Source organism: Ramlibacter sp. JJN2-2R, from assembly GCF_057747835.1.
The window spans coordinates 3,204,783-3,226,172 of record NZ_CM173226.1 but is presented as its reverse complement, the minus strand read 5'-3'; the positions used below and the strand labels follow the sequence as shown (position 1 = coordinate 3,226,172).

At 70.0% G+C, this 21,390-nt stretch carries 15 protein-coding genes; 11 read left to right on the top strand and 4 right to left on the bottom strand.

Going from position 1 to position 21,390, the window contains the following annotated elements; translation table 11 throughout:
• The first annotated feature begins 1 nt into the window (after window position 1).
• The 3 genes from AC3ANR_RS15575 to AC3ANR_RS15565 all read left to right on the top strand — a co-directional run bounded on the left by AC3ANR_RS15575 (window position 2) and on the right by AC3ANR_RS15565 (window position 2,694).
• Entirely contained in the window at window positions 2-1,081 is a 1,080-nt protein-coding gene (locus tag AC3ANR_RS15575) for a TRAP transporter substrate-binding protein (RefSeq protein ID WP_488289015.1), read from the top strand.
• A gap of 178 nt (window positions 1,082-1,259) precedes the next feature.
• On the top strand, window positions 1,260-2,342 hold the full coding sequence (locus AC3ANR_RS15570; protein WP_488289014.1) for a TRAP transporter substrate-binding protein: 1,083 nt from the start codon (window positions 1,260-1,262) through the stop codon (window positions 2,340-2,342).
• 124 nt (window positions 2,343-2,466) lie between these two features.
• Complete coding sequence (locus AC3ANR_RS15565; RefSeq protein ID WP_488289013.1) at window positions 2,467-2,694, top strand: hypothetical protein; 228 nt, start codon at window positions 2,467-2,469, stop codon at window positions 2,692-2,694.
• A gap of 76 nt (window positions 2,695-2,770) precedes the next feature.
• On the opposite strand, the gene AC3ANR_RS15560 is transcribed toward AC3ANR_RS15565, so the two are convergent.
• Both AC3ANR_RS15560 and glgC read right to left on the bottom strand, forming a co-directional pair.
• Window positions 2,771-2,971, bottom strand: a complete 201-nt coding sequence (locus AC3ANR_RS15560; protein ID WP_488289012.1) for a hypothetical protein — start codon at window positions 2,969-2,971, stop codon at window positions 2,771-2,773.
• Window positions 2,972-3,035: 64 nt separating this feature from the next.
• The gene (gene glgC / locus AC3ANR_RS15555; RefSeq protein WP_488291827.1) at window positions 3,036-4,322 is read right to left on the bottom strand and encodes a glucose-1-phosphate adenylyltransferase; all 1,287 of its coding nucleotides are present in this window, start codon (window positions 4,320-4,322) and stop codon (window positions 3,036-3,038) included.
• A gap of 182 nt (window positions 4,323-4,504) precedes the next feature.
• On the opposite strand from glgC, the gene AC3ANR_RS15550 reads away from it, so the two are divergent.
• From AC3ANR_RS15550 to AC3ANR_RS15515, 8 genes are all read left to right on the top strand, one after another.
• Window positions 4,505-4,981 (top strand): FKBP-type peptidyl-prolyl cis-trans isomerase, encoded by a 477-nt coding sequence (locus AC3ANR_RS15550; protein ID WP_488289011.1) that lies wholly within the window; start codon window positions 4,505-4,507, stop codon window positions 4,979-4,981.
• Between the two features lie 168 nt (window positions 4,982-5,149).
• Complete coding sequence (locus AC3ANR_RS15545; RefSeq protein ID WP_488289010.1) at window positions 5,150-6,385, top strand: thiamine pyrophosphate-dependent enzyme; 1,236 nt, start codon at window positions 5,150-5,152, stop codon at window positions 6,383-6,385.
• A gap of 2 nt (window positions 6,386-6,387) precedes the next feature.
• Window positions 6,388-7,449, top strand: a complete 1,062-nt coding sequence (locus tag AC3ANR_RS15540; protein ID WP_488291826.1) for an alpha-ketoacid dehydrogenase subunit beta — start codon at window positions 6,388-6,390, stop codon at window positions 7,447-7,449.
• 4 nt (window positions 7,450-7,453) lie between these two features.
• A complete protein-coding gene (locus AC3ANR_RS15535) occupies window positions 7,454-8,875 on the top strand; it encodes a dihydrolipoamide acetyltransferase family protein (protein WP_488289009.1) in 1,422 nt (473 codons plus the stop codon).
• A gap of 7 nt (window positions 8,876-8,882) precedes the next feature.
• Entirely contained in the window at window positions 8,883-10,280 is a 1,398-nt protein-coding gene (lpdA, locus tag AC3ANR_RS15530) for a dihydrolipoyl dehydrogenase (RefSeq protein ID WP_488289008.1), read from the top strand.
• 285 nt (window positions 10,281-10,565) lie between these two features.
• A complete protein-coding gene (locus AC3ANR_RS15525; protein WP_488289007.1) occupies window positions 10,566-16,256 on the top strand; it encodes a VCBS domain-containing protein in 5,691 nt (1,896 codons plus the stop codon).
• Window positions 16,257-16,266: 10 nt separating this feature from the next.
• Window positions 16,267-17,997 (top strand): type I secretion system permease/ATPase, encoded by a 1,731-nt coding sequence (locus AC3ANR_RS15520; RefSeq protein WP_488289006.1) that lies wholly within the window; start codon window positions 16,267-16,269, stop codon window positions 17,995-17,997.
• A complete protein-coding gene (locus tag AC3ANR_RS15515; protein ID WP_488289005.1) occupies window positions 17,994-19,331 on the top strand; it encodes an HlyD family type I secretion periplasmic adaptor subunit in 1,338 nt (445 codons plus the stop codon). The genes AC3ANR_RS15520 and AC3ANR_RS15515 overlap by 4 nt, the downstream gene beginning before the upstream one ends.
• A gap of 21 nt (window positions 19,332-19,352) precedes the next feature.
• Here the strand turns inward: AC3ANR_RS15515 and AC3ANR_RS15510 are convergent, their stop codons facing one another.
• Both AC3ANR_RS15510 and AC3ANR_RS15505 read right to left on the bottom strand, forming a co-directional pair.
• Complete coding sequence (locus AC3ANR_RS15510; protein ID WP_488289004.1) at window positions 19,353-20,888, bottom strand: MDR family MFS transporter; 1,536 nt, start codon at window positions 20,886-20,888, stop codon at window positions 19,353-19,355.
• Window positions 20,885-21,346, bottom strand: coding sequence for a MarR family winged helix-turn-helix transcriptional regulator (locus AC3ANR_RS15505; protein WP_488289003.1), 462 nt, complete (start codon window positions 21,344-21,346; stop codon window positions 20,885-20,887). The genes AC3ANR_RS15510 and AC3ANR_RS15505 overlap by 4 nt, the downstream gene beginning before the upstream one ends.
• Window positions 21,347-21,390 lie beyond the last annotated feature (44 nt).

Here is a 21,390-nt window from a genome sequence, read left to right as displayed (position 1 = left end):
CATGGATCGCCGTTCCATCATCAAGCACGCCGGCCTCGCCGGCGTCCTGGCCGCAGGCGTCGCGCCCGCGGCCCACGCGCAGGCCGCCGTCCGCTGGCGCCTGGCCTCGAGCTTCCCCAAGTCGCTCGACACGATCTTTGGCGGCGCCGAGGTGTTCGCGCAGAAGGTCAAGGCGCTGTCGGGCGGCAAGTTCGAGGTGTCGGTCCACGCGGCCGGCGAGCTGATGCCCGCCTTCGGCGTGGTCGACGGCGTGCAGAACGGCACCGTGGAAGCGGCGCACACCGCGCCCTACTACTTCTTCGGCAAGGACGAGACCTTCGCCATCGGCGGCGCGATCCCCTTCGGCCTGAACAGCCGCCAGATGAGCGCGTGGACGTTCGACGGCAACGGCCTGAAGCTGATGCGCGAGTTCTATGCGAAGTACAACATGATCAGCTTCCCCTGCGGCAACACGGGCGCCCAGATGGGCGGCTGGTTCCGCAAGGAGATCAAGAGCGTCGCCGACCTCAAGGGCCTGAAGTTCCGCATCGGCGGCTTCGCCGGCAAGGTGCTCGAGCGCCTGGGCGGCGTGCCGCAGAACATCCCCGGCGGCGAGATCTACCAGGCGCTGGAGAAGGGCACCATCGACGCGGCCGAATGGATCGGCCCGTACGACGACCAGAAGCTGGGCTTCAACAAGGTCGCGCCGTTCTACTACTACCCCGGCTGGTGGGAAGGCGGCCTGCAGCTGGACCTGTACATCAACCAGAAGGCCTACGACGCGCTGAACGCCGAGCAGAAGGCGATCGTCGAGGCCGCCAGCGCGTTCGCGCACGTGGAGATGCAGGCCAAGTACGACGTCAAGAACCCGCAGGCGCTCAAGCAGCTGGTGGGCGCTGGCGCCAAGCTGCGCCCGTTCCCGGCCGACCTGATGGCGCAGGCCTTCAAGGCCTCGATGTCGCTGTACGACGAGCTGAGCGCCAAGAACGAGAACTGGAAGAAGGTGTACGCGGACTACGCCAAGTTCCGCGCCGACCAGAACCTGTGGTTCCGCTTCACCGAGGCGACGTTCGACCGCTTCATGCAGAGCCAGAAGCTCTGAGGCCGGGCCGCACGCCAGGCTCATGCCAAAGCCGCACGGAAGTGCGGCTTTTTTCATGCATTGCGAGCGGCGGCGAATACCCGGGCTGTAACCGTCGCCAGCCTTCTGACAGGCTTTGGCCCCTGCTCAGCCCATCATCGCCGCGCCTTTTCCCGCGAACTACAAGGAGTCTGCATCCATGGATCGTCGTTCCCTCATCAAGCATGCCGGCATCGCGGGCGTGCTGGCCGCCGGCGCCGCGCCGGCAGTGCACGCCCAGGCCGCCGTGCGCTGGCGCCTCGCCTCGAGCTTCCCCAAGTCGCTGGACACCATCTTCGGCAGCGCCGAGAAGTTCGCCGCCACCGTCAAGGCGCTGTCGGGCGGCAAGTTCGAGGTGTCCGTGCATGCGGCCGGTGAGCTGATGCCGGCATTCGGCGTCGTCGACGCGCTGCAGAACGGCACCCTGGAGATGGCGCAGACCGCGCCCTACTACTTCACCGGCAAGGACTCGATCTTCGCGTTCGGCTGCGCGGTTCCCTTCGGCCTGACGGCGCGCCAGATGGACTCCTGGATGGAGCACGGCAACGGCCGCAAGCTGATGGACGCCTTCTATGCCAAGTACAACATGCGCAGCTTCAGCGCGGGCAACACCGGCACCCAGATGGGCGGCTGGTACCGCAAGGAGATCAAGTCGGTGGCCGACCTCAAGGGCCTGAAGATGCGCATGGGCGGCGGCCTGTTCGGCGAGGCGATGGCCAAGCTGGGCGTGGTGGCGCAGAACATGCCGGCCGGCGAGGTCTACCAGGCGCTCGAGAAGGGCACGCTGGACGCCACCGAGTTCGTCGGTCCCTACGACGACGAGAAGCTGGGCTTCAACAAGGTGGCCCCGTTCTACTACTACCCCGGCTGGTGGGAAGGCGGCGCCGAACTGGAGTTCTTCGTCAACACCAAGGCCTACGACGCCCTGTCGGCGGAGAACAAGGCCATCGTCGACGCCGCGACCCAGGTGGCCGCGCGCGACATGACGGCCAAGTACGACGCGCTGAACCCGACCGCGCTCAAGCGCCTGGTGGCCGCCAAGACGCAGCTCAAGCCGTTCTCCAAGGACGTCATGGACGCCGGCTTCAAGGCCTCGATGGAAGTGTTCGCCGAGCACGAGGCCAAGTCGCCCGAGTTCAAGAAGATCCACCAGGACATGCGCGCCTTCCAGCGCGACCAGCTGCTGTGGACGCGCTTTTCCGAGTTCCGCTTCGACAACTACATGACCAGCGTGAAGATCTGAGCCGCGCCGCCACGCGGCGGAGGCTTTGATGCCAGGCTGTTAAGCTGCGCGGGCCGCCTTCGGGCGGCTCGCGCGTTTTCGAAGCCGCCGATGCAGCGGCGCCATCGAGGAAAGGGGAGTCTTCATGCAACGTTCCATCATCCTGGCCCTCGGCCTGGGCTGCCTGCTGCTGGCCGGCTGCGCCGCCGATCCCGCCCAGGCCGAGCGGTCGGCCAGCCGCGAGGAGGCCTACATCCCGACCGGCAGCAACATCCCGCGCAGGGATCCCAAGCGCTCCGACATGCCCACCGTCGGCAGCGGCGCGCTGGACACCCTCACGCGGGGTGGCGGCATGGGCACCCGCCCGAACTGACGCCGGCATCCAGGCCGTCCGCTGCGGCTGGATCGGGGCCGGCTCATGCCGGCCCTCGGACTGCCCGCGCGGCGCGTCACTCGTCCAGGAAGCCGCCCTTGTAGAAGCTCCAGGCGGTGCCGTCGTGCAGGTAGAAGTAGCCGTCGGCGCAGCCGTCCTTGCCCGGGAAGTCGTCGCGGTAGCGCTTGGGCACCAGGCGCGCGAGCTGCTCGTCCGACAGCTCGTCGAATTCCTGCGGCGTGATGGCCTGTCCGGCCCGGAGCTTGCGTGGTTCCATCGCGCAAGCGTAAGGGATGCGGCACGCGCCGCCGCCAGGGCAAGGCCCCGGCGTGCGCCGGTGGCTACAGCTGGTCGAGCATGTCGCGCGTGACCAGCACCACGCCGCTGGGGGTGCGGTAGAAGCGCTTCTTGTCCGCCTCGGCGTCCTCGCCGATGACGGTGCCCTCGGGGATCTGGCAGCCGCGATCGATCACGACCTTGGTCAGGCGGCAGCCCCGCCCGATGGTGCAGCCCGGCAGGATCACCGCGTCGCGGATCTTGCAGCACGAGTACACCCGCACGTTGGAGAACAGCACCGAGCAATCGAGGTCCGAGCCCGAAACGATGCAGCCGCCCGAGACCATCACGTTGGCGATCTCGCCGTGGTGGCCGCGCTCGTCGGGCACGAACTTGGCGGGCGGCAACTGCTCCTGGTAGGTCCAGATCGGCCAGTCGCGGTCATAGATGTCCAGCTCGGGCATGTTCGACGCGAGGTCGAGGTTGGCGGCCCAGAAGGCGTCGACGGTGCCCACGTCGCGCCAGTACGGGTTCTGGCGCGTGGCGGCGGGCACGCTGGACATGCCCAGCGGATGCGCCAGCGCCTGGCCCTCGCGCACGATGCGCGGGATGATGTCCTTGCCGAAGTCGCGGGCCGACTGCGGGTCGGCGAAGTCCTCCTCGAGCAGGCGGTACAGGTACTCGGCATCGAAGACGTAGATGCCCATGCTGCCCAGCGCCCGGTCGGGCTTGCCCGGCATGCCGGGCGGGTCGGCCGGCTTTTCCAGGAACGCGGTGATGCGGCGGCGCTCGTCGATCGCCATCACGCCGAGGGCGGTGGCTTCCATCCGCGGCACCTCGATGCAGCCGACGGTGCAGCGGCTGTTGTTCTCCACGTGGTCCAGCAGCATCAGCGAGTAGTCCTGCTTGTAGATGTGGTCGCCGGCCAGCACCAGGATGTACTCGGGCGCATACGACCGCAGGATGTCGATGTTCTGGTAGATGGCGTCGGCCGTGCCGCGGTACCAGTCGGCCTCGTTGACGCGCTGCTGCGCGGGCAGCAGGTCGATGAACTCGTTGGCCTCGCCGCGCAGGAAGTTCCAGCCGCGCTGCAGGTGGCGCAGCAGCGAGTGCGACTTGTACTGGGTCAGCACGCCGATGCGCCGGATGCCCGAGTTGATGCAGTTGGACAGCGCGAAGTCGACGATGCGGAACTTGCCGCCGAAGTAGACGGCCGGCTTGGCGCGCTTGTCGGTCAGCTCTTGCAGGCGGGAGCCGCGCCCGCCCGCCAGGACCAGCGCCACGGTGCGCTTGGGGAGCTGGCGCGCGAGGCTCAGGCGCTCCGCGTGCCGCGGGTCGCTGGCCTGCACCATGCCGTTGAGGTGGTCGGCGAATGCACGGTCTTCCTTGGCCATGCGGCTGACTGTCCCGCAGCGCGGCCGCGCACCGTGTAGGACGCGAGCACGATTTGCATGGCACCGCGCGCGGCGGTCGCGCCGTCGCGTTCGGGGACAGCCCGCCGCGGCAGGCGGCCCGCCGATGGGACAATCGCCGCATGCGCATCGAGAAAGACACCGTCGTCACCCTGACCTACAAGGTCGCCGACCTGCAGGGCCGCCTGCTGGAGCAGACCAGGGAACCGCTGGCCTACCTGCATGGCGGCTACGACAACACGCTGCCCAGGATCGAGGAAGCCCTGGCGGGCCAGGAGCCGGGCTACCAGGTCACGCTGCAGCTGCAGCCCGAGGACGCGTTCGGCGTGCGCGACGAGGGCCTCGTGCGCACCATCCCCAAGAGCGAATTCCCGCCCGGCGTGAAGGTCGGCGGCCAGCTCGAAGGCACCACCGACGACGGCACGCCGCACGTCTACCACGTCATGAAGATCAAGGGCGACACCGTTCACCTGGACGGCAACCACCCGCTCGCGGGCAAGGCGCTCAAGTTCATGCTCAAGGTGGTCGGCGTCCGCGCCGCCAGCGCGGAAGAGATCGCGCACCGGCACGTGCACGGCGCCGGCGGGCACCACCACTGAAAGCTGCGCCGGCCTCTGGGTTCGCCCTGAGCCTCGGGCGCCCCGTTTCGCCCTAAACTCGTCAGCCTGCGCCACACCCCGGCGCAGCACGTGGAACGTGCCGGCCATCCGCTGTCGCGTTCCGCCCGCATCACCTGACGGCGCACCACCCGTGCGCGGAGCGATTGCATGACGCAGCACCAGCCCTTGCGGCTGCACGTGCCGGAGCCTTCTGGGCGGCCCGGCTGTGCCACCGACTTTTCCTACCTGCACGTCTCGCAGGCCGGCGCCGTGAGACGGCCGCCGGTGGACACCCCCCACTTCGACACCGCCGACCTGGCCTACGGGCTGGTCCGCGTGCTCGACCGCGACGGCCAGGCCGTGGGTCCGTGGGCCCCCGAGATCTCGACCGCCCGGCTGCGCAAGGGCCTGCGGTCGATGATGAAGACACGCATCTTCGACGCCCGCATGACCATCGTGCAGCGCCAGCGCAAGATCTCCTTCTACATGCAGAGCCTGGGCGAGGAGGCGATCGCCTGCGCCCACGCCGCGGCCATCGAACAGGGCGACATGTGCTTCCCGACCTACCGGCAGCAGGGGCTGCTGCTGTCGCGGGACGACGTCTCCATGGTCGACCTCATGTGCCAGCTCATGAGCAACGAGCGCGACCACCTCAAGGGCCGCCAGCTGCCGGTCATGTACTCGTTCAAGCGCGCCGGCTTCTTCTCGATCTCGGGCAACCTGGCCACCCAGTTCATCCAGGCGGTGGGCTGGGCCATGGCCTCGGCGATCAAGGGCGACACCCGCATCGCCTCGGCCTGGATCGGCGACGGCGCCACGGCCGAGAGCGACTTCCACACCGCGCTCACCTTCGCGCACGTCTACCGCGCGCCGGTGATCCTCAACGTGGTGAACAACCAGTGGGCGATCTCGACCTTCCAGGCCATCGCCGGGGGCGAGTCGACCACCTTCGCCGCCCGCGGCGTGGGCTGCGGCATCGCCTCGCTGCGCGTGGACGGCAACGACTTCCTGGCCGTGTACGCGGCCTCGCAGTGGGCGGCCGAGCGCGCCCGCCTGAACCTGGGCCCGACGCTGATCGAATGGGTGACGTACCGGGCCGGCGCGCACTCCACCTCGGACGACCCGTCCAAGTACCGGCCGGCCGACGACTGGGAGCGCTTCCCGCTCGGCGATCCGATCGAGCGCCTGAAGGCGCACCTGATCGGCCTGGGCGCCTGGAGCGAGCAGGAGCATGAGCAGGTGCGCCTGGAGCTGGAGGCCGAGGTGGCCGCCGCGCAGAAGGAAGCCGAGAGCCACGGCACGCTGCTGGACGGCCACATCCCCAGCGCCGCGACGATGTTCGAGGACGTGTACGCCGAGATGCCCGCGCACCTGCGCCGGCAACGCCAGGAGCTGGGAGTCTGATGATGCTGACCAAGACCAAGGACGCCCAGGTGGAAAGCCCCGCCGGCGAGGCCAAGCCGATGACCATGATCCAGGCCCTGCGCTCGGCCATGGACGTGATGATGGAGCGCGACGACAACGTCGTCGTGTTCGGCCAGGACGTGGGCTACTTCGGCGGCGTGTTCCGCGTCACCGAGGGGCTGCAGGCCAAGTACGGCAAGAGCCGCTGCTTCGATGCGCCGATCAGCGAAGGCGGCATCGTCGGCGTGGCGGTGGGCATGGGCGCGTACGGGCTGCGCCCGGTCGCCGAGATCCAGTTCGCCGACTACTTCTATCCCGCGTCCGACCAGATCGTGTCGGAGGCGGCGCGCCTGCGCTACCGCTCGGCGGGCGACTTCACCTGCCCGATCACCGTGCGCATGCCCTGCGGCGGCGGCATCTACGGCGGCCAGACCCACAGCCAGAGCCCGGAGGCGCTGTTCACCCACGTGTGCGGCATCCGCACCGTGATGCCCAGCAACCCGTACGACGCCAAGGGCCTGCTGATCTCGGCGATCGAGTGCGACGACCCGGTGATCTTCCTGGAGCCCAAGCGCCTGTACAACGGCCCGTTCGACGGCCACCACGACCGGCCGGTCGTGCCTTGGTCCAAGCACGCGATGGGCAACGTGCCCGAGGGCTACTACCGCGTGCCGCTGGATTCCGCTTCGGTGTTCCGCGCCGGCTCGCAGGTGACGGTGCTGACCTACGGCACCATGGTGTGGGTGTCCGAGGCCGCGGCGCAGGAGACCGGCATCGACGCCGAGATCATCGACCTGCGCTCGATCTGGCCGATGGACCTGGACACCGTGGTCGCATCGGTGAAGAAGACCGGCCGCTGCGTGATCGTGCACGAGGCCACCAAGACCAGCGGCTTCGGCGCCGAGCTGTCGGCGCTGGTGCAGGAGCACTGCTTCTACCACCTCGAAGCGCCGATCGAGCGCGTCGCGGGGTGGGACACGCCTTACCCGCATGCGCAGGAGTGGGCTTATTTCCCCGGACCGGACCGCGTGGGCGCGGCGTTCAAGCGTGTGATGGGAGGCTGAGGCGATGGGAATCTACGCAATCAAGATGCCCGACATCGGCGAAGGCATCGCCGAGGTCGAACTGGTCGAGTGGCGCATCAAGGCGGGCGACGAGGTCAAGGAAGACCAGGTCGTCGCCGACGTGATGACCGACAAGGCGACGGTGGAGATCCCGTCGCCGGTCGCGGGCAAGGTGCTGGAGCTCGGCGGCCAGCCCGGCCAGCTGATGGCCGTGGGCTCGGAGCTGGTGCGCATCGAGGTGGCCGGCGAGGGGAACGTCAAGGCCGGTGCGCCGGCAGCGGCGAAGGCCGCAACAGCAAGTGCAACTGCAGCCGCATTGCCGCCGGACCTGAAGGACGACGTCACGGCCGGTTCCGACTCCCAGCCGGCGAGCGGGCGCGCGCACGACTCCCACTCCCTCCCCCCCCGAGGGAGGGCTGGGGAGGGGGCGCAGGGGCCTGCATCCAGCAGCGGTGATGCATCGGGCGCAGGACGCCCCCACCCCAACCCTCCCCCAGCGGGGGAGGGGGTGAAGCCCCCCGCCGCCACGCCGGCACCGCGCCGCGCGCCGGGCGAGCGACCGATCGCCTCGCCCGCCGTGCGCCGCCGCGCCTGGGAGCTGGGCATCGAGCTGCAGTTCGTGCACGGCAGCGGGCCGGCCGGGCGCATCGAGCACGCCGACCTGGACGTGTACCTCGCCTCGCGTGGCCAGCCGCTGCCGGCCGGCACTGCGCGCCTGCGCGAGCGCCAGGGCGAGGAAGCGATTCCCGTCATCGGCCTGCGTCGCAAGATCGCGCAGAAGATGCAGGAGGCCAAGCGCCGCATCCCGCACTTCAGCTACGTCGAGGAGATCGACGTCACCGAGCTGGAAGCGCTGCGCGCCAAGCTCAATGCCAGGCACGGCGCCGCGCGCGGCAAGCTCACCGTGCTGCCCTTCATCGCCCGCGCGGTCGTGCTGGCGCTGGAGGAGTTCCCGATGATGAACGCCCGCTTCGACGACGATGCGGGCGTGGTCACGCGCTTCCAGCCGGTGCACCTGGGTATCGCCACGCAGACCGAGGGCGGCCTGATGGTGCCCGTGCTGCGGCACGCGGAGGCGATGGACCTGTGGACCTTCGCGCGCGAGGTGTCGCGCCTGGCCGAGGCGTCGCGCACCGGCAAGGCCGGCCGCGACGAGCTGACCGGCTCCACCATCACCATCACCAGCCTGGGCCCCCTGGGCGGCATCGTCACCACGCCGGTGATCAACCATCCCGAGGTGGCCATCATCGGCGTCAACCGCATCGTCGAGCGCCCGATGTTCCAGGGCGACGCGGTGGTCAGGCGCTCGCTGATGAACCTGTCGTCCTCGTTCGACCACCGCGTGGTCGACGGCATGGACGCGGCGCGCTTCGTCCAGGCGATCCGCGCGCTGCTCGAGACGCCCGCCCTGCTGTTCGTGGAGTAGCCCCCGGATGAAGACGAAGACGACGACGCTGCTGGTGATCGGCGGCGGGCCGGGCGGCTACGTGGCCGCCATCCGCGCCGCGCAACTGGGTGTGCCGACGATGCTGGTCGAAGGCGACCGGCTGGGCGGCACCTGCCTGAACATCGGCTGCATCCCCTCCAAGGCGCTGATCCACCTGGCCGACGAGTACGCGCAGGCCTGCCGGTTCACGGGCGCCAACCCGCTCGGCATCCGGGTCGAGAAGCCGAGCGTGGACCTCGCCCAGGCGCAGAAGTGGAAGGACGGCGTGGTGGGCAAGCTCACCGGCGGCGTCGGCGCGCTGCTGCGCAAGAACGGCGTGCAGGTGGTCCAGGGCTGGGCGCGCATCGTCGACGGCAAGACCGTCGAGGTCGACGCGCAGGAAGGCGAGCCGGTGCGCATCCAGTGCGAGCACCTGCTGCTGGCCACGGGCTCGCAGGCCGTGCAACTGCCGCACCTGCCGATCGGCGGGCCGGTGATCTCCTCCACCGAGGCGCTCGCGCTCGCCGAGCGGCCCCGGCACCTGGTGGTTGTGGGCGCCGGCTACATCGGGCTGGAACTGGGCATCGCCTGGCGCAAGCTCGGCGCCGACGTGGCGGTGGTCGAAGCCGCCGGCCAGGTGCTTCCCAGCTACGACGAGGAACTGACCCGGCCCGTGCTGGCATCGCTGCGCAAGCTGGGCATCGTGCTGCACCTGAACTGCACGGCCGAGGGCCTGACCGCCGGCGGCGACGGGCTGCGCGTTCGCAGCAGCAACGCGGACGAATTCGTGCTGCCCGCCGACAAGGTGCTGGTGGCCGTCGGCCGCGTGCCGCGCACCGCGGGCTTCGGCCTCGAGTCGCTGCAGCTGGACATGGCCGGCCGCGCCGTCAGGGTGGACGAGCAGTGCCGCACGTCGATGCGCAACGTGTGGGCCATCGGCGACCTCACGGGCGAGCCGATGCTCGCGCACCGCGCGATGGCGCAGGGCGAAATGGTTGCCGAGCTGGTCGCCGGTCGCAAGCGCCGCTTCGCGCCGCTGGCCATCCCCGCCGTGTGCTTCACCGATCCCGAGCTGGTCGTCGCCGGCATGACGCCGGCGCAGGCCGAAGCCGCGGGCCTGGACGTGCTCGTCTCGTCGTTCCCGTTCTCCGCCAACGGCCGCGCGCTGAGCGTGGAAGGCAGCGAAGGGTTCGTGCGCGTGGTCGCGCGCCGCGACAGCCACCAGATCCTCGGCTGGCAGGCCGTGGGCCACGGCGTCTCGGAACTGAGCGCCGCCTTCTGCTACGCCATCGAGATGGGCGGGCGCCTCGAGGACGTGGCCGGCATCATCCATGCGCACCCGACGCTGGGCGAAGCCGTCCAGGAGTCGGCGCTGCGGGCGCTGGGACACGCGCTGCACATCTGAGGCCCGGCGCCGGCGTGCGCGCGCCGGCGCCACGGGTCCGCCAAGCTCAGCCGGGACGTTTGTCCCGGCCCGGCCATGACAAACCGGTCGGGCAGATCGGGAGCTTCGTCAGATGACCTGCCGGGGAGGGGAACGCCCTAATGCAAGGGCGCCCACTCCGGAAGGCTCCCCATGCCCATCAACCCGATCTCGTTCACCAACGCGCCCCAGGCGAACGGCGACTTCTTCCTCGCCACCAGCACCGGACTGACCGAGGATTCGAGCACGATCGTCTGGCTGGACGTGATGGCCAACGACCTGGGTGGCGCCGCCAAGTCGCTCTATTCGCTGGACGACGGCACCAGCACGGGCAGCTCGTCCGACCTGCTGGTGCAGGACACCGCGCGGGCCGAGGCCGTGAGCACCGACACCAGCCTTGCCGGCGCCCACATCTGGATCACGGCCGACGGCCGCGTGGGCTACGACACCTCCACCCTGAGCGCCAGCTTCGTCGCGCAACTGCAGGCCCTGAACGCCGGCCAGACGCTGACGGACACCTTCACCTATGCGATCCGCCTGGGCAACGGCACCCTGAGCTGGGCGACGGCGACTGTGCAGTTCGGGGGCCTCAACGACGCGCCGGTTGTCAGCAGCGCCGTCCTGGGCAACGCGGTGGAGGACGGGACCGCCCTCACGCTGGATGCGCTCGCGCACGCCTCGGACGTGGACGCCGGGGCGGTGCTGCAGGTCGTCAACGTGCCCACCACGCTGCCGCCGGGCGTGACCTACGACGCGGCGACGCACAGCTTCTCGATCGATCCGTCCAATGCGGCCTACCAGCACCTCGCGGCCAACCAGGTGCTGCCCGTCACCGTGCAGTACGGCGTGTCGGACGGGCTCGTCACCACGCAGGCCGCCGTGACCTTCACCGTCACGGGCACCAACGATGCAGCGGTGATCGGCGGTCCGGGCAATCACGAGGTGACGGAAGACACCGGCATCTCCGGCGGGATGCTCGCTGCCAGCGGCACGCTGGCGGTCACCGACGTGGATGACGGCGAAGCGGCGTTCCAGACGGCGGTCACGCCGGCGGCGGGCAACCTGGGCGGCCTCACGCTGGCCAGCGACGGCAGCTACTCGTACAGCGTGGCCAACAGCGCGGTGCAGTTCCTGGGCGCCGGAGAGGACCGCACGGACAAGTTCACCGTGACGTCGGTCGACGGCACGACCAAGGAGGTGAGCTTCACCGTCCATGGGGTGAACGACGCGGCAGTGATCGGCGATCCGGCTGCGGCGGCCGTGACCGAGGATCTGGCGGTCAGCGGCGGGGGCCAGCTGGGCGCGGCGGGCACCCTGTCGATCACCGATGCCGACCAGAACCAGTCGACGTTCCAGACCACGGTTGCTTCCGCGGCTGGGAATCTCGGCAGCCTCACCCTGGCGGCCGACGGTAGTTATTCGTATAGCGTGGCCAACAGTGCCGTGCAGTATCTGGGTGGGTCGGACTCCAAGGTCGACACGTTCACGGTGACGTCCTTCGACGGCACGACGAAGGACGTGAGCTTCACGGTCCACGGCGCCAACGACGCCGCCGTGATCGGTGATCCGGCCTCCGCCGCCGTCACCGAGGACGTCGCGGTCGGCGGCGGTGGCCAACTGAGCGCGGCGGGGACCTTGTCGATCACCGACGCCGACCAGAATCAATCGACGTTCCAGACCACGGTTGCTTCCGCGGCAGGGAATCTCGGCAGCCTCACCCTGGCGGCCGACGGTAGCTATTCGTACAGCGTGGCCAACAGTGCCGTGCAGTATCTGGGCGGGTCGGACTCCAAGGTCGACACGTTCACCGTGACGTCTTTCGACGGGACGACGAAAGACGTGAGCTTCACGGTCCACGGCACCAACGACGCCGCCGTGATCGGTGATCCGGCCTCCGCCGCCGTCACCGAGGACGTCGCGGTCGGCGGCGGTGGCCAACTGAGCGCGGCGGGGACCTTGTCGATCACCGACGCCGACCAGAATCAATCGACGTTCCAGACCACGGTTGCTTCCGCGGCAGGGAATCTCGGCAGCCTCACCCTGGCGGCCGACGGTAGCTATTCGTACAGCGTGGCCAACAGCGCCGTGCAGTACCTGGGAGCCAGCGACTCCAAGGTCGACACGTTCACCGTGACGTCTTTCGATGGCACGACCAAGGACGTGAGCTTCACCATCCACGGGGTGAACGACGCGGCGGTGATCGGTGATCCTGCTTCCGCCGCCGTGACAGAGGACGTGGCGGTCAGCGGCGCGGGCCAACTGGGCGCCGCGGGGACCCTGTCGATCACCGACGCTGACCAGAACCAATCCACTTTCCAGACAATGGTCGCTTCCGCGGCAGGCAACGTGGGCAGCCTCACGCTGGCAGCCGATGGCAGTTACGCGTACAGCGTGGCCAACAGCGCCGTGCAATATCTGGGTGGTTCGGACTCCAAGGTCGACACGTTCACGGTGACGTCTTTCGATGGCACGACCAAGGTGGTGAGCTTCACCATCCACGGGGTGAACGACGCGGCGGTGATCGGCGATCCTGCTTCCGCCGCCGTGACAGAGGACGTCGCGGTCGGCGGCAGTGGGCAGCTGAGCGCGGCGGGGACCCTGTCGATCACCGACGCCGACCAGAACCAATCCACTTTCCAGACAACGGTCGCTTCCGCGGCAGGCAACGTGGGCAGCCTCACGCTGGCAGCCGATGGCAGTTACGCGTACAACGTGGCCAACAGCGCCGTGCAATATCTGGGTGGCTCGGACTCCAAGGTCGACACGTTCACGGTGACGTCTTTCGACGGCACGACGAAGGACGTGAGCTTCACGGTCCACGGCACCAACGACGCCGCCGTCATCGGCGATCCGGCCTCCGCAGACGTCACCGAAGACCTCGCGGTCAGCGGCGGCGGCCAGCTGAGCGCCGCCGGCACCCTGTCGATCACCGACGCCGACCAGAATCAGTCGACGTTTCAGACAACGGTCGCTTCCGCGGCGGGGAATCTCGGCAGCCTCACGCTGGCGGCCGACGGTAGCTATTCGTACAGCGTGGCCAACAGCGGCGTGCAATATCTGGGAGCCAGCGACTCCAAGGTCGACACGTTTACGGTGACGTCGTTCGACGGGACGACGAAAAACGTGAGCTTCACGGTTCATGGCACGAACGACGCGGCGGTGATCGGCGACCCGGCTGCGGCGGCCGTGAGCGAGGATCTGGCGGTCAGCGGCGGCGGCCAGCTGAGCGCGGCGGGGACCTTGTCGATCACCGACGCCGATCAGAATCAGTCGACGTTTCAGACGACGGTCGCGTCGGCAGCGGGGAATCTTGGAAGCCTCACCTTGGCAGCCGATGGCAGTTACGCATACAGCGTGGCCAACAGTGCCGTGCAGTATCTGGGTGGGTCGGACTCCAAGGTCGACACGTTCACCGTGACGTCTTTCGACGGGACGACGAAAGACGTGAGCTTCACGGTCCACGGCACCAACGACGCCGCCGTGATCGGCGATCCTGCTTCCGCCGCCGTGACAGAGGACGTCGCGGTCGGCGGCAGTGGGCAGCTGAGCGCCGCGGGCACCCTGTCGATCACCGACGCTGACCAGAACCAATCCACTTTCCAGACAATGGTCGCTTCCGCGGCAGGCAACGTGGGCAGCCTCACGCTGGCAGCCGATGGCAGTTACGCGTACAGCGTGGCCAACAGCGCCGTGCAATATCTGGGTGGCTCGGACTCCAAGGTCGACACGTTCACGGTGACGTCCTTCGACGGCACGACGAAGGACGTGAGCTTCACGGTTCATGGCACGAACGACGCGGCGGTGATCGGCGATCCGGCTGCTGCGGCCGTGAGCGAGGATCTGGCGGTCAGCGGCGGCGGCCAGCTGAGCGCGGCGGGCACCCTGTCGATCACCGACGCCGACCAGAATCAATCGACGTTTCAGACCACGGTTGCTTCCGCAGCTGGGAATCTCGGCAGCCTGACGCTGGCGGCCGACGGCAGCTATTCGTACAGCGTGGCCAATAGTGCCGTGCAATATCTGGGAGCCACCGACACCAAGGTCGACACGTTCACCGTGACGTCTTTCGACGGGACGACGAAGGACGTGAGCTTCACCGTCCATGGCACCAACGACGCCGCCGTCATCGGCGATCCGGCCTCCGCAGCCGTCACTGAAGACCTCGCGGTCAGCGGCGCAGGCCAGCTGAGCGCCGCCGGCACCCTGTCGATCACCGATGCCGACCAGAACCAGGCAACGTTCCAGACGACCGTGGTGTCGGCGGCAGGCAACCTCGGCAGCCTGACCCTCGGCAGCGACGGCAGCTTCGTCTTCAGCGTCGCCAATGCCGACGTGCAGTCCCTGGGGGCCACTGACTCCAAGGTCGACACGTTCACCGTGACGTCCTTCGACGGCACGACCAAGGACCTGAGCTTCACCATCCATGGTGCGAACGACGCCGCCGTGATCGGTGGCCCGACCGTCACGTCGGTGACCGAGGACGTGGCCGTCACTGCCGGCCAGCTGCGGGCCGTGGGCACGATCTCGATCACCGATGCCGACCAGAACCAGGCCTCGTTCCAGACCACGGTCGGCACGGTGGCGGGGAACCTGGGCAGCCTGGCGCTGGCCGCGGACGGCAGCTACACGTACAGCGTCGCCAACAGCGCGGTGCAGTTCCTGGGCGCCGCCGACAGCCACGTCGACCAGTTCACCGTGTCCGCCCTCGACGGCACCACCAGGCAGGTCAGCTTCACGATCCAGGGCGCCAACGACGCGGCCGCCATCGGCGGCGCGACCTCCGGGACGGTGCAGGAAGACACCTCGGTGACGGCGGGCCAGCTGACCACCGCGGGCCAGCTGACCATCACCGACGCCGACACCGGGCAGGCCGCGTTCCAGGCCCAGGCGTCGATCGCCGGCACCTACGGCGTCTTCACCCTCGGCAGCACGGGCGCGTGGACCTACTCGGTGAACAATTCGCTCGCGGCCATCCAGGCGCTGAACACCGGCCAGTCGCTGCCGGACAGTTTCACCGCGATCTCGCAGGACGGCAGCGCCAGCCAGCTGGTGACGGTGACCATCCAGGGCCTGGACGACACCATCGTCGGCACCACCAAGGCGGACACCTACAGCTTCCAGGCGAGCGGCACGGGCACGGCGGCCATCAGCGACCCGGGCGGCAGCGACGAAATCACCTTCCTGGGCGACAACACCGCGCTCTCGGTGCTCAACGTCGAGCGCCTGGGCAACGATCTGCAGTTGCAGGTCAACAACCAGACCGTCACGATCCTCAACCACTTCGGCGCCTCGGCGAACGCGGTGGAGCAGCTCACCTTCGCGACCGGGCAGACCTTCGCCGGCTATTCCCTCGCCGGCACCTACAACCTGTTCGCGGGCAGCGGCTTCACCGCCGGCAACGGCAACAGCAACGATGTCATCGCCGGCACCTCGGTGGCGCAGACGATCGACGGCGGCGGCGGCGCGAGCGGGCGCGACCTGCTGTTCGGCAACGGCGGCAACGACACGCTGGTGGGGCAGAACGCCGGCGACCTGCTTGTGGGCGGCGCGGGCGACGACACTCTCCAGGGCGGCGACGGCAATGACGTGCTGGTGGGCGGAGCCGGCAACGACGTGTTCGTCTTCAACACGAGCCTCTCGGCGGCGAACAACGTGGACCGCATCGCCGACTTCCATGTGGCGGGCGACACGGTGCTACTGTCCAAGGCGGTCTTCGGCGCCCTGGCCACGGGCGGGTCCGCGGCCGGAACGACGCTGCTGGCCTCCGACTTCTTCGCCGGCGCCAACGCGGGCACCGCGTCGGTTGGCACCGCCCACATCGTCTACGACACGACCACGGGCAACCTGTTCTACGACGCCGACGGCGGCGGCACCGCCCAGCGCACGCTGTTCGCCACGCTGGATCCGGCCGGCGTGAGCGGCACTGTCGCCGCCGCGGACTTCAAGGTCGGCCTCTGAGCCAGCAGCCATGCAGTCCTTGCTCATCCAGCTGCGCCGCCCCCTGCTGTGCGTCGCAGCGCTGTCGATGCTCGTGAACGTGCTGCTGCTGGCGCCGGCCCTGTTCATGCTGCAGCTGTTCGACCGCGTGCTGGCCAGCCGCAGCCAGGAGACGCTGCTCCTGCTGCTGCTCGGGGTGGCCGTGGCGATCGCCTTCATGGCGGCGCTCGATGCGCTGCGCGGGCGCATCCAGGGCGTGGCCGGCAGCCTGGTTGCCGACGAACTGTCGCCGCGGGTCGCGCGCACCATGCTCGCCCGCACCGCCGGCGGGGGCGGCGGATCCTCCGGCGAGGGGCTGCGCGACGTCGCGGTGCTGCGCAACCTGTTCTCCTCCCAGGGCCTGCTGGCGCTGCTGGACCTGCCCTGGGCGCCGATCTACATCGGCGTGATCTGGCTGGCGCACCCCTGGCTCGGGGCGGCCGCGGCGGCTTCGGCCCTGGCGCTGCTGGCGCTGGCGGTGGCCAACGACCTGCTGACGCGGCGCGGCATCGAGGCCGTGCAGGCGCAGGCGGCAGGCGCGACGCGATCGCTGGAAGCCTGCATGCAGAACGCCGAGGTGGCGCAGACGCTGGGCATGGCGCCCGCGATGCTGGCGCGCTGGCGTGCGTTGAATGCGGGATGCGCGGCACTGCAGCGCGGCTTGTCGCGGCGGTCGGTGTCGCTGGCCGTGATGGCACGCGCGCTGCGCCAGTCGGTGCAGGTGCTGGTGCCCGCGATCGGCGCTTCGCTCGTCATCACCGGGGAGGGCACGCCGGGCGTGCTGGTCGCCACCACGCTGCTGCTGGGCCGTGCGCTCTCGCCGATCGACCAGGTGGTGGGCAGCTGGCGCGTGCTGGCCGAGGGACGCCTGGCGTTGCGCCGCGTCGCGGCCCTGCTGGCCGCGACGGAGGCGGAGCCGTCGCCGATGGCGCTGCCGCCGCCGGTGGGCCGCCTCGAGGCGCACGACCTGGTGCTGCGCGCGCCCGGCGGCGACCGGCTGCTGCTCTCGGGCGTCTCGCTGCGGCTCGCGCCGGGCGAGTCGCTCGCCGTCATCGGCCCCAGCGGCGCCGGCAAGTCGACGCTGCTGCGCCTGCTCACCGGCCTGTGGCGGCCCAGCGCCGGCGTCGTGCGCCTGGACCAGGCCGACCTGGCGCAGTGGCCGCGCGAGGCGCTGGGGCCCTGGCTCGGCTACGTGCCGCAGGACGTCGAGCTGTTCGCGGGCACCGTGGCGGAGAACATCGCGCGGCTGGGCCCGCCCGACGCGCAGCGCGTCGTCGATGCCGCGCGCCGCGCCGGCGTGCACGACCTGGTGCTGTCGCTGCCCCAGGGCTACGACACGCTGCTGGAACCCGGCGGCATGGTGCTCTCGCCCGGGCAGCGGCAGCGGATCGCGCTGGCGCGCGCGCTCTACGGTTCTCCGAAGCTCCTGGTGCTGGACGAACCCAACGCCAACCTGGACGGCGACGGCGAGCTGGCGCTGGAGGCCTGCCTGCGCGCCCTGCAGGGCCAGGTGACGGTCGTGGTCGTCACGCACCGCGTGTCGCTGGTGCGGCATGTCGACAAGTTGCTGGTGCTGGGAGGCGGCCGCGTGCAGCACTTCGGCCCGCGCGAGGAGGTGCTGCAGAAGATGCAGGCCCCGGGTGGCGCGCAGGTCACGGTGCTGCCGCGGCCGGCGCCGGCAACCCGGCCCGCCGTGCAGGCGGTGGCCCGGAGCGCGTCATGAGCGGCTCGCTCGCGCTGCCGGACGCCGCGTCCGGGTCGCAGGTCCACCTGCAGGACCTGCGGCGCCTGTGCCGCTGGGCGGCCCTGGTCGTGGCCCTCGGCCTGGTGCCGGTGCTGGCGTGGTTGGCCTTCGCGCCGCTGGCGTCGGCCGTGATCGCGCCCGGGCTGGTGAAGGTCGACCTGGACCGCCGGCCGGTGCAGCATGCGGAAGGCGGCACCGTGCTGGAGGTGCTGGTGCGCGACGGCCAGCAGGTGCGCCAGGGCGACCCGCTGCTGGTGCTGGGCGACGTGTCCGTCGACGCCGACCGCAACCGGCTGGCCTACCGCGTGATGGCGGAGCGGGCCGGCCTGGCCCGGCTCGATGCCGAGCAGCTGGCCGCCGACGCCGTGGGCTTTCCGGCCGACGTGCTGGCGGCCGCGCGCGAGGACACGCGCCTGTCGGAGCAGCTGGCCAGGGAGCGCCAGCTGTTCGCCACCCGGCGCGAGGCGCTGCAGCGCCAGGTGCGGCTGCTGCAGGACCAGCGGGCGCGCGTGGGCGAGGAGATCGAGGCCCTGCAGGCGCAGGTGGGCAAGGCGCGGCAGTCGCTGCAGTTCCAGCAGGTGGACCTGGAGACCAACCGCAAGCTGCTGGGCGACGGCTTCATCTCGCCCACCCGCGTGGCGCAGCTGGAAGGCACCGTCGCCGACTACGGGGTGAAGATCGAGGAGCGCCGCTCGGAGCTGGCGCGCGCGCACCAGCGGCTGGCCGACGCCCAGCTGCGCATCAGCGCGCTGGAGGGCGAGTACCGCCAGCAGGCGAGCGAGCAGCGCCGGGTGGCGGCCGCGCGGCTGTCCGAGCTGGAGCAGGAGCTGCGCAAGTCGATGGATGCCTCGGCGCGCCAGGTCATCCGCGCGCCCGCGAGTGGCGCGGTCATCGACCTGAAGTACGCCACGCCGGGTGCGGTGATCCCGCCGCGCGAGACCATCGCCGCGATCGTGCCGGCGGACACCCCCTTGCTCACCGAGGCCCGCATCCGGCCCGAGGACATCGAGCGCGTCGCGCTGGCGCAGGCCGCCGAGGTCCGCTTCACGGCGTTCCGCAACCGCACCACGCGCCTGGTGAAGGGCCAGGTGGTCTACATCTCGCCGGACCGGCTGGTCGACCGCGCGACCAACCTCGCGTACTACGCGGTGCACGTCCAGGCCGATGCCGCCTCCTTGGCGGAAGCGGGCGACCTGAAGCTGCAGGCCGGGATGCCGGCCGACGTGTACCTGCAGGGCGAGCGGCGCACGCCGCTGCAGTACCTGCTCGAACCGGTGACGGACGTGCTGCGGCGCGGCGGCCGCGAGCGCTGAGCGGGCCGCCCCGGCCGCGAGTCAGTGCGGCACGTCGCCCGACGCAGCCGCAGGTGCGCTGCGCGCCCGGCGGATCAGCAGCAGCAGCGGGATGGTGGCCAGCGTGATCGCCATCATGATCCAGAAGTCGTTCACGTACGCCAGCAGCGCCGCCTGCCGCGTCACCTCGGCATTGAGCATCGCCAGGCCGGCGGGCGTGTCCGCTCCCAGCCCGGGCGGCAGGCTGGCGAGGCCCTGGTTGCCGGGGGCCACCAGCGAGGCGAGCTGTGCATGGGCCTGCGCGGCGCCGTGGGACAGCAGCGCCTGCACGATCGAGATGCCCACGCTGCCGCCGATGTTGCGCACGAGGCTGTAGATCGGCGTGCCCTCGTTGCGCAGCCGCGGGGCCAGCGTGGCGAAGGCGGCGGTGGACAGCGGCACGAACGTGAAGCCGATGCCCAGGCCCTGGATGAAGCCGGACACCACGACCAGGTGGCTGTCCATCTCCAGCGTGATGTGCGTCATCTGCCACAGCGCCAGCGCGGTGAGGGTGAAGCCCGTGGCCATGATCAGCCGCAGGTCCACCCGGTGCACCAGGCGGCCCACCGCGATCATCGCCAGCATGGTGCCGATGCCGCGCGGGGCGGTGACGATGCCGGTCCAGACCACCGGATAGTTCATCAGGCCCTGCAGGAACATCGGCAGCAGCGCCATCGTGCCGTAGAGCACCATCCCGACGATGAAGCCGAACGCCGAACCGGTGACGAAGTTGCGGTCCTTGAGCAGCTCGCGGTCCAGGAACGAGACGCCGTCGACCGTCCAGGTGTGCACCGCGAAGAAGGCGAAGGCGACCAGCGCCGCGGCGGCCTCCAGCTTGATCTCCCAGGCGTCGAACCAGTCCAGCAGCTCGCCGCGGTCCAGGAACATCTGCAGCATGCCGATGGCGATGCTGAGCGTGACCAGCCCGAACTTGTCCAATGGCTGCGCGCGCGGCCGGTTCTCGGGCAGGTAGCGCACGATGCCCCAGAGCGCGAACAGGCCCACCGGCAGGTTGATGAAGAACACCCAGCGCCAGTCGAAGTTCTCGGTCAGCCAGCCGCCCATCATCGGCCCCAGGATCGGGCCGACCATGATGCCGGCGCCCCAGATCGCCATGGCCTGGCCCACCTTCTGTGGCGGGTTGATGTCCAGCAGCACCGCCTGCGACAGCGGCACCAGCGCGGCGCCGAAGACGCCCTGCAGCAGCCGGGCCGCCACGATGCCGGTGAGCGAGGTCGCCAGGCCGCACAGCGCCGAGGCGATGGTGAAGCCGATCACCGAGACGATGAACACCTTGCGCCGGCCCCATTGCGCGCACATCCAGCCGGTGAGGGGCAGCGTGATCGCCGAGGCCACGATGTAGGAGGTGAGCACCCACGTGATCTGGTCCTGCGAGGCCTGCAGGCTGCCCTGCATGTGGGGCAGGGCGACGTTGGCGATGGTGGTGTCCAGCGCCTGCATGATGGTCGCCAGCATGATGGCCACGGTGATCATGCCGCGGTGCTTCTGCACCTCGGCCGGGATGGCGGCGGCGGTCATGCCTGCGCCTCCTCGCTCGCGAGCGCGAGCAGCCCCGCGCGCGCGCGGCCGAGCAGGGCGACGAGCTGGCGGCGCTCGGCCGCGCTGAAGCCCGCCAGCACGGCGCCGGTGAGCTCGTCGCCGATCGCCATGGCCTGCTGCAGGGCCTTGTGCGCCTTGGGCAGCATGTGCAGGTGGTTCACGCGCCGGTCCTGCGGGTGCGGGCGGCGCTCGATCCAGCCGCCCGCCGCCAGCCGGTCGCACAGCGCCGCCACGGCCATCGGCGTGACGCCCACCTTCTGCGCCAGGTCGACCTGCGACACCGGTTCGTCGTCGTGCGCCGCGAGCGCGGCCAGCAGGCGGCACTGGGCCTGGCTCAGGCCCAGTTCCTCGCGCGAGCGCCGGTCGAATTGCTGGGAGTACAGCCGCCCCAGCTCGTTGACGAGGAAGCCGAAGCGGGCGGTCAGGTCGGTTTTCATCGACGGGTAGATGATAAAGGCATTTAGCAAATGCCGGCGACGCG

What these genes read in the sequence shown, in the direction of transcription:
- AC3ANR_RS15570 (WP_488289014.1), top strand. Translation starts at nt 1,260, where the DNA reads ATGGATCGTCGTTCCCTCATCAAGCATGCCGGCATCGCGGGCGTGCTG.
- AC3ANR_RS15520 (WP_488289006.1), top strand. Translation starts at nt 16,267, where the DNA reads ATGCAGTCCTTGCTCATCCAGCTGCGCCGCCCCCTGCTGTGCGTCGCA.
- AC3ANR_RS15565 (WP_488289013.1), top strand. Translation starts at nt 2,467, where the DNA reads ATGCAACGTTCCATCATCCTGGCCCTCGGCCTGGGCTGCCTGCTGCTG.
- AC3ANR_RS15525 (WP_488289007.1), top strand. Translation starts at nt 10,566, where the DNA reads ATGGCCAACGACCTGGGTGGCGCCGCCAAGTCGCTCTATTCGCTGGAC.
- AC3ANR_RS15575 (WP_488289015.1), top strand. Translation starts at nt 2, where the DNA reads ATGGATCGCCGTTCCATCATCAAGCACGCCGGCCTCGCCGGCGTCCTG.
- AC3ANR_RS15550 (WP_488289011.1), top strand. Translation starts at nt 4,505, where the DNA reads ATGCGCATCGAGAAAGACACCGTCGTCACCCTGACCTACAAGGTCGCC.
- glgC (WP_488291827.1), bottom strand. Translation starts at nt 4,322, where the DNA reads ATGGTGCAGGCCAGCGACCCGCGGCACGCGGAGCGCCTGAGCCTCGCG.
- AC3ANR_RS15560 (WP_488289012.1), bottom strand. Translation starts at nt 2,971, where the DNA reads ATGGAACCACGCAAGCTCCGGGCCGGACAGGCCATCACGCCGCAGGAA.
- AC3ANR_RS15535 (WP_488289009.1), top strand. Translation starts at nt 7,454, where the DNA reads ATGGGAATCTACGCAATCAAGATGCCCGACATCGGCGAAGGCATCGCC.
- AC3ANR_RS15545 (WP_488289010.1), top strand. Translation starts at nt 5,150, where the DNA reads ATGACGCAGCACCAGCCCTTGCGGCTGCACGTGCCGGAGCCTTCTGGG.
- AC3ANR_RS15515 (WP_488289005.1), top strand. Translation starts at nt 17,994, where the DNA reads ATGAGCGGCTCGCTCGCGCTGCCGGACGCCGCGTCCGGGTCGCAGGTC.
- lpdA (WP_488289008.1), top strand. Translation starts at nt 8,883, where the DNA reads ATGAAGACGAAGACGACGACGCTGCTGGTGATCGGCGGCGGGCCGGGC.
- AC3ANR_RS15510 (WP_488289004.1), bottom strand. Translation starts at nt 20,888, where the DNA reads ATGACCGCCGCCGCCATCCCGGCCGAGGTGCAGAAGCACCGCGGCATG.
- AC3ANR_RS15540 (WP_488291826.1), top strand. Translation starts at nt 6,388, where the DNA reads ATGCTGACCAAGACCAAGGACGCCCAGGTGGAAAGCCCCGCCGGCGAG.
- AC3ANR_RS15505 (WP_488289003.1), bottom strand. Translation starts at nt 21,346, where the DNA reads ATGAAAACCGACCTGACCGCCCGCTTCGGCTTCCTCGTCAACGAGCTG.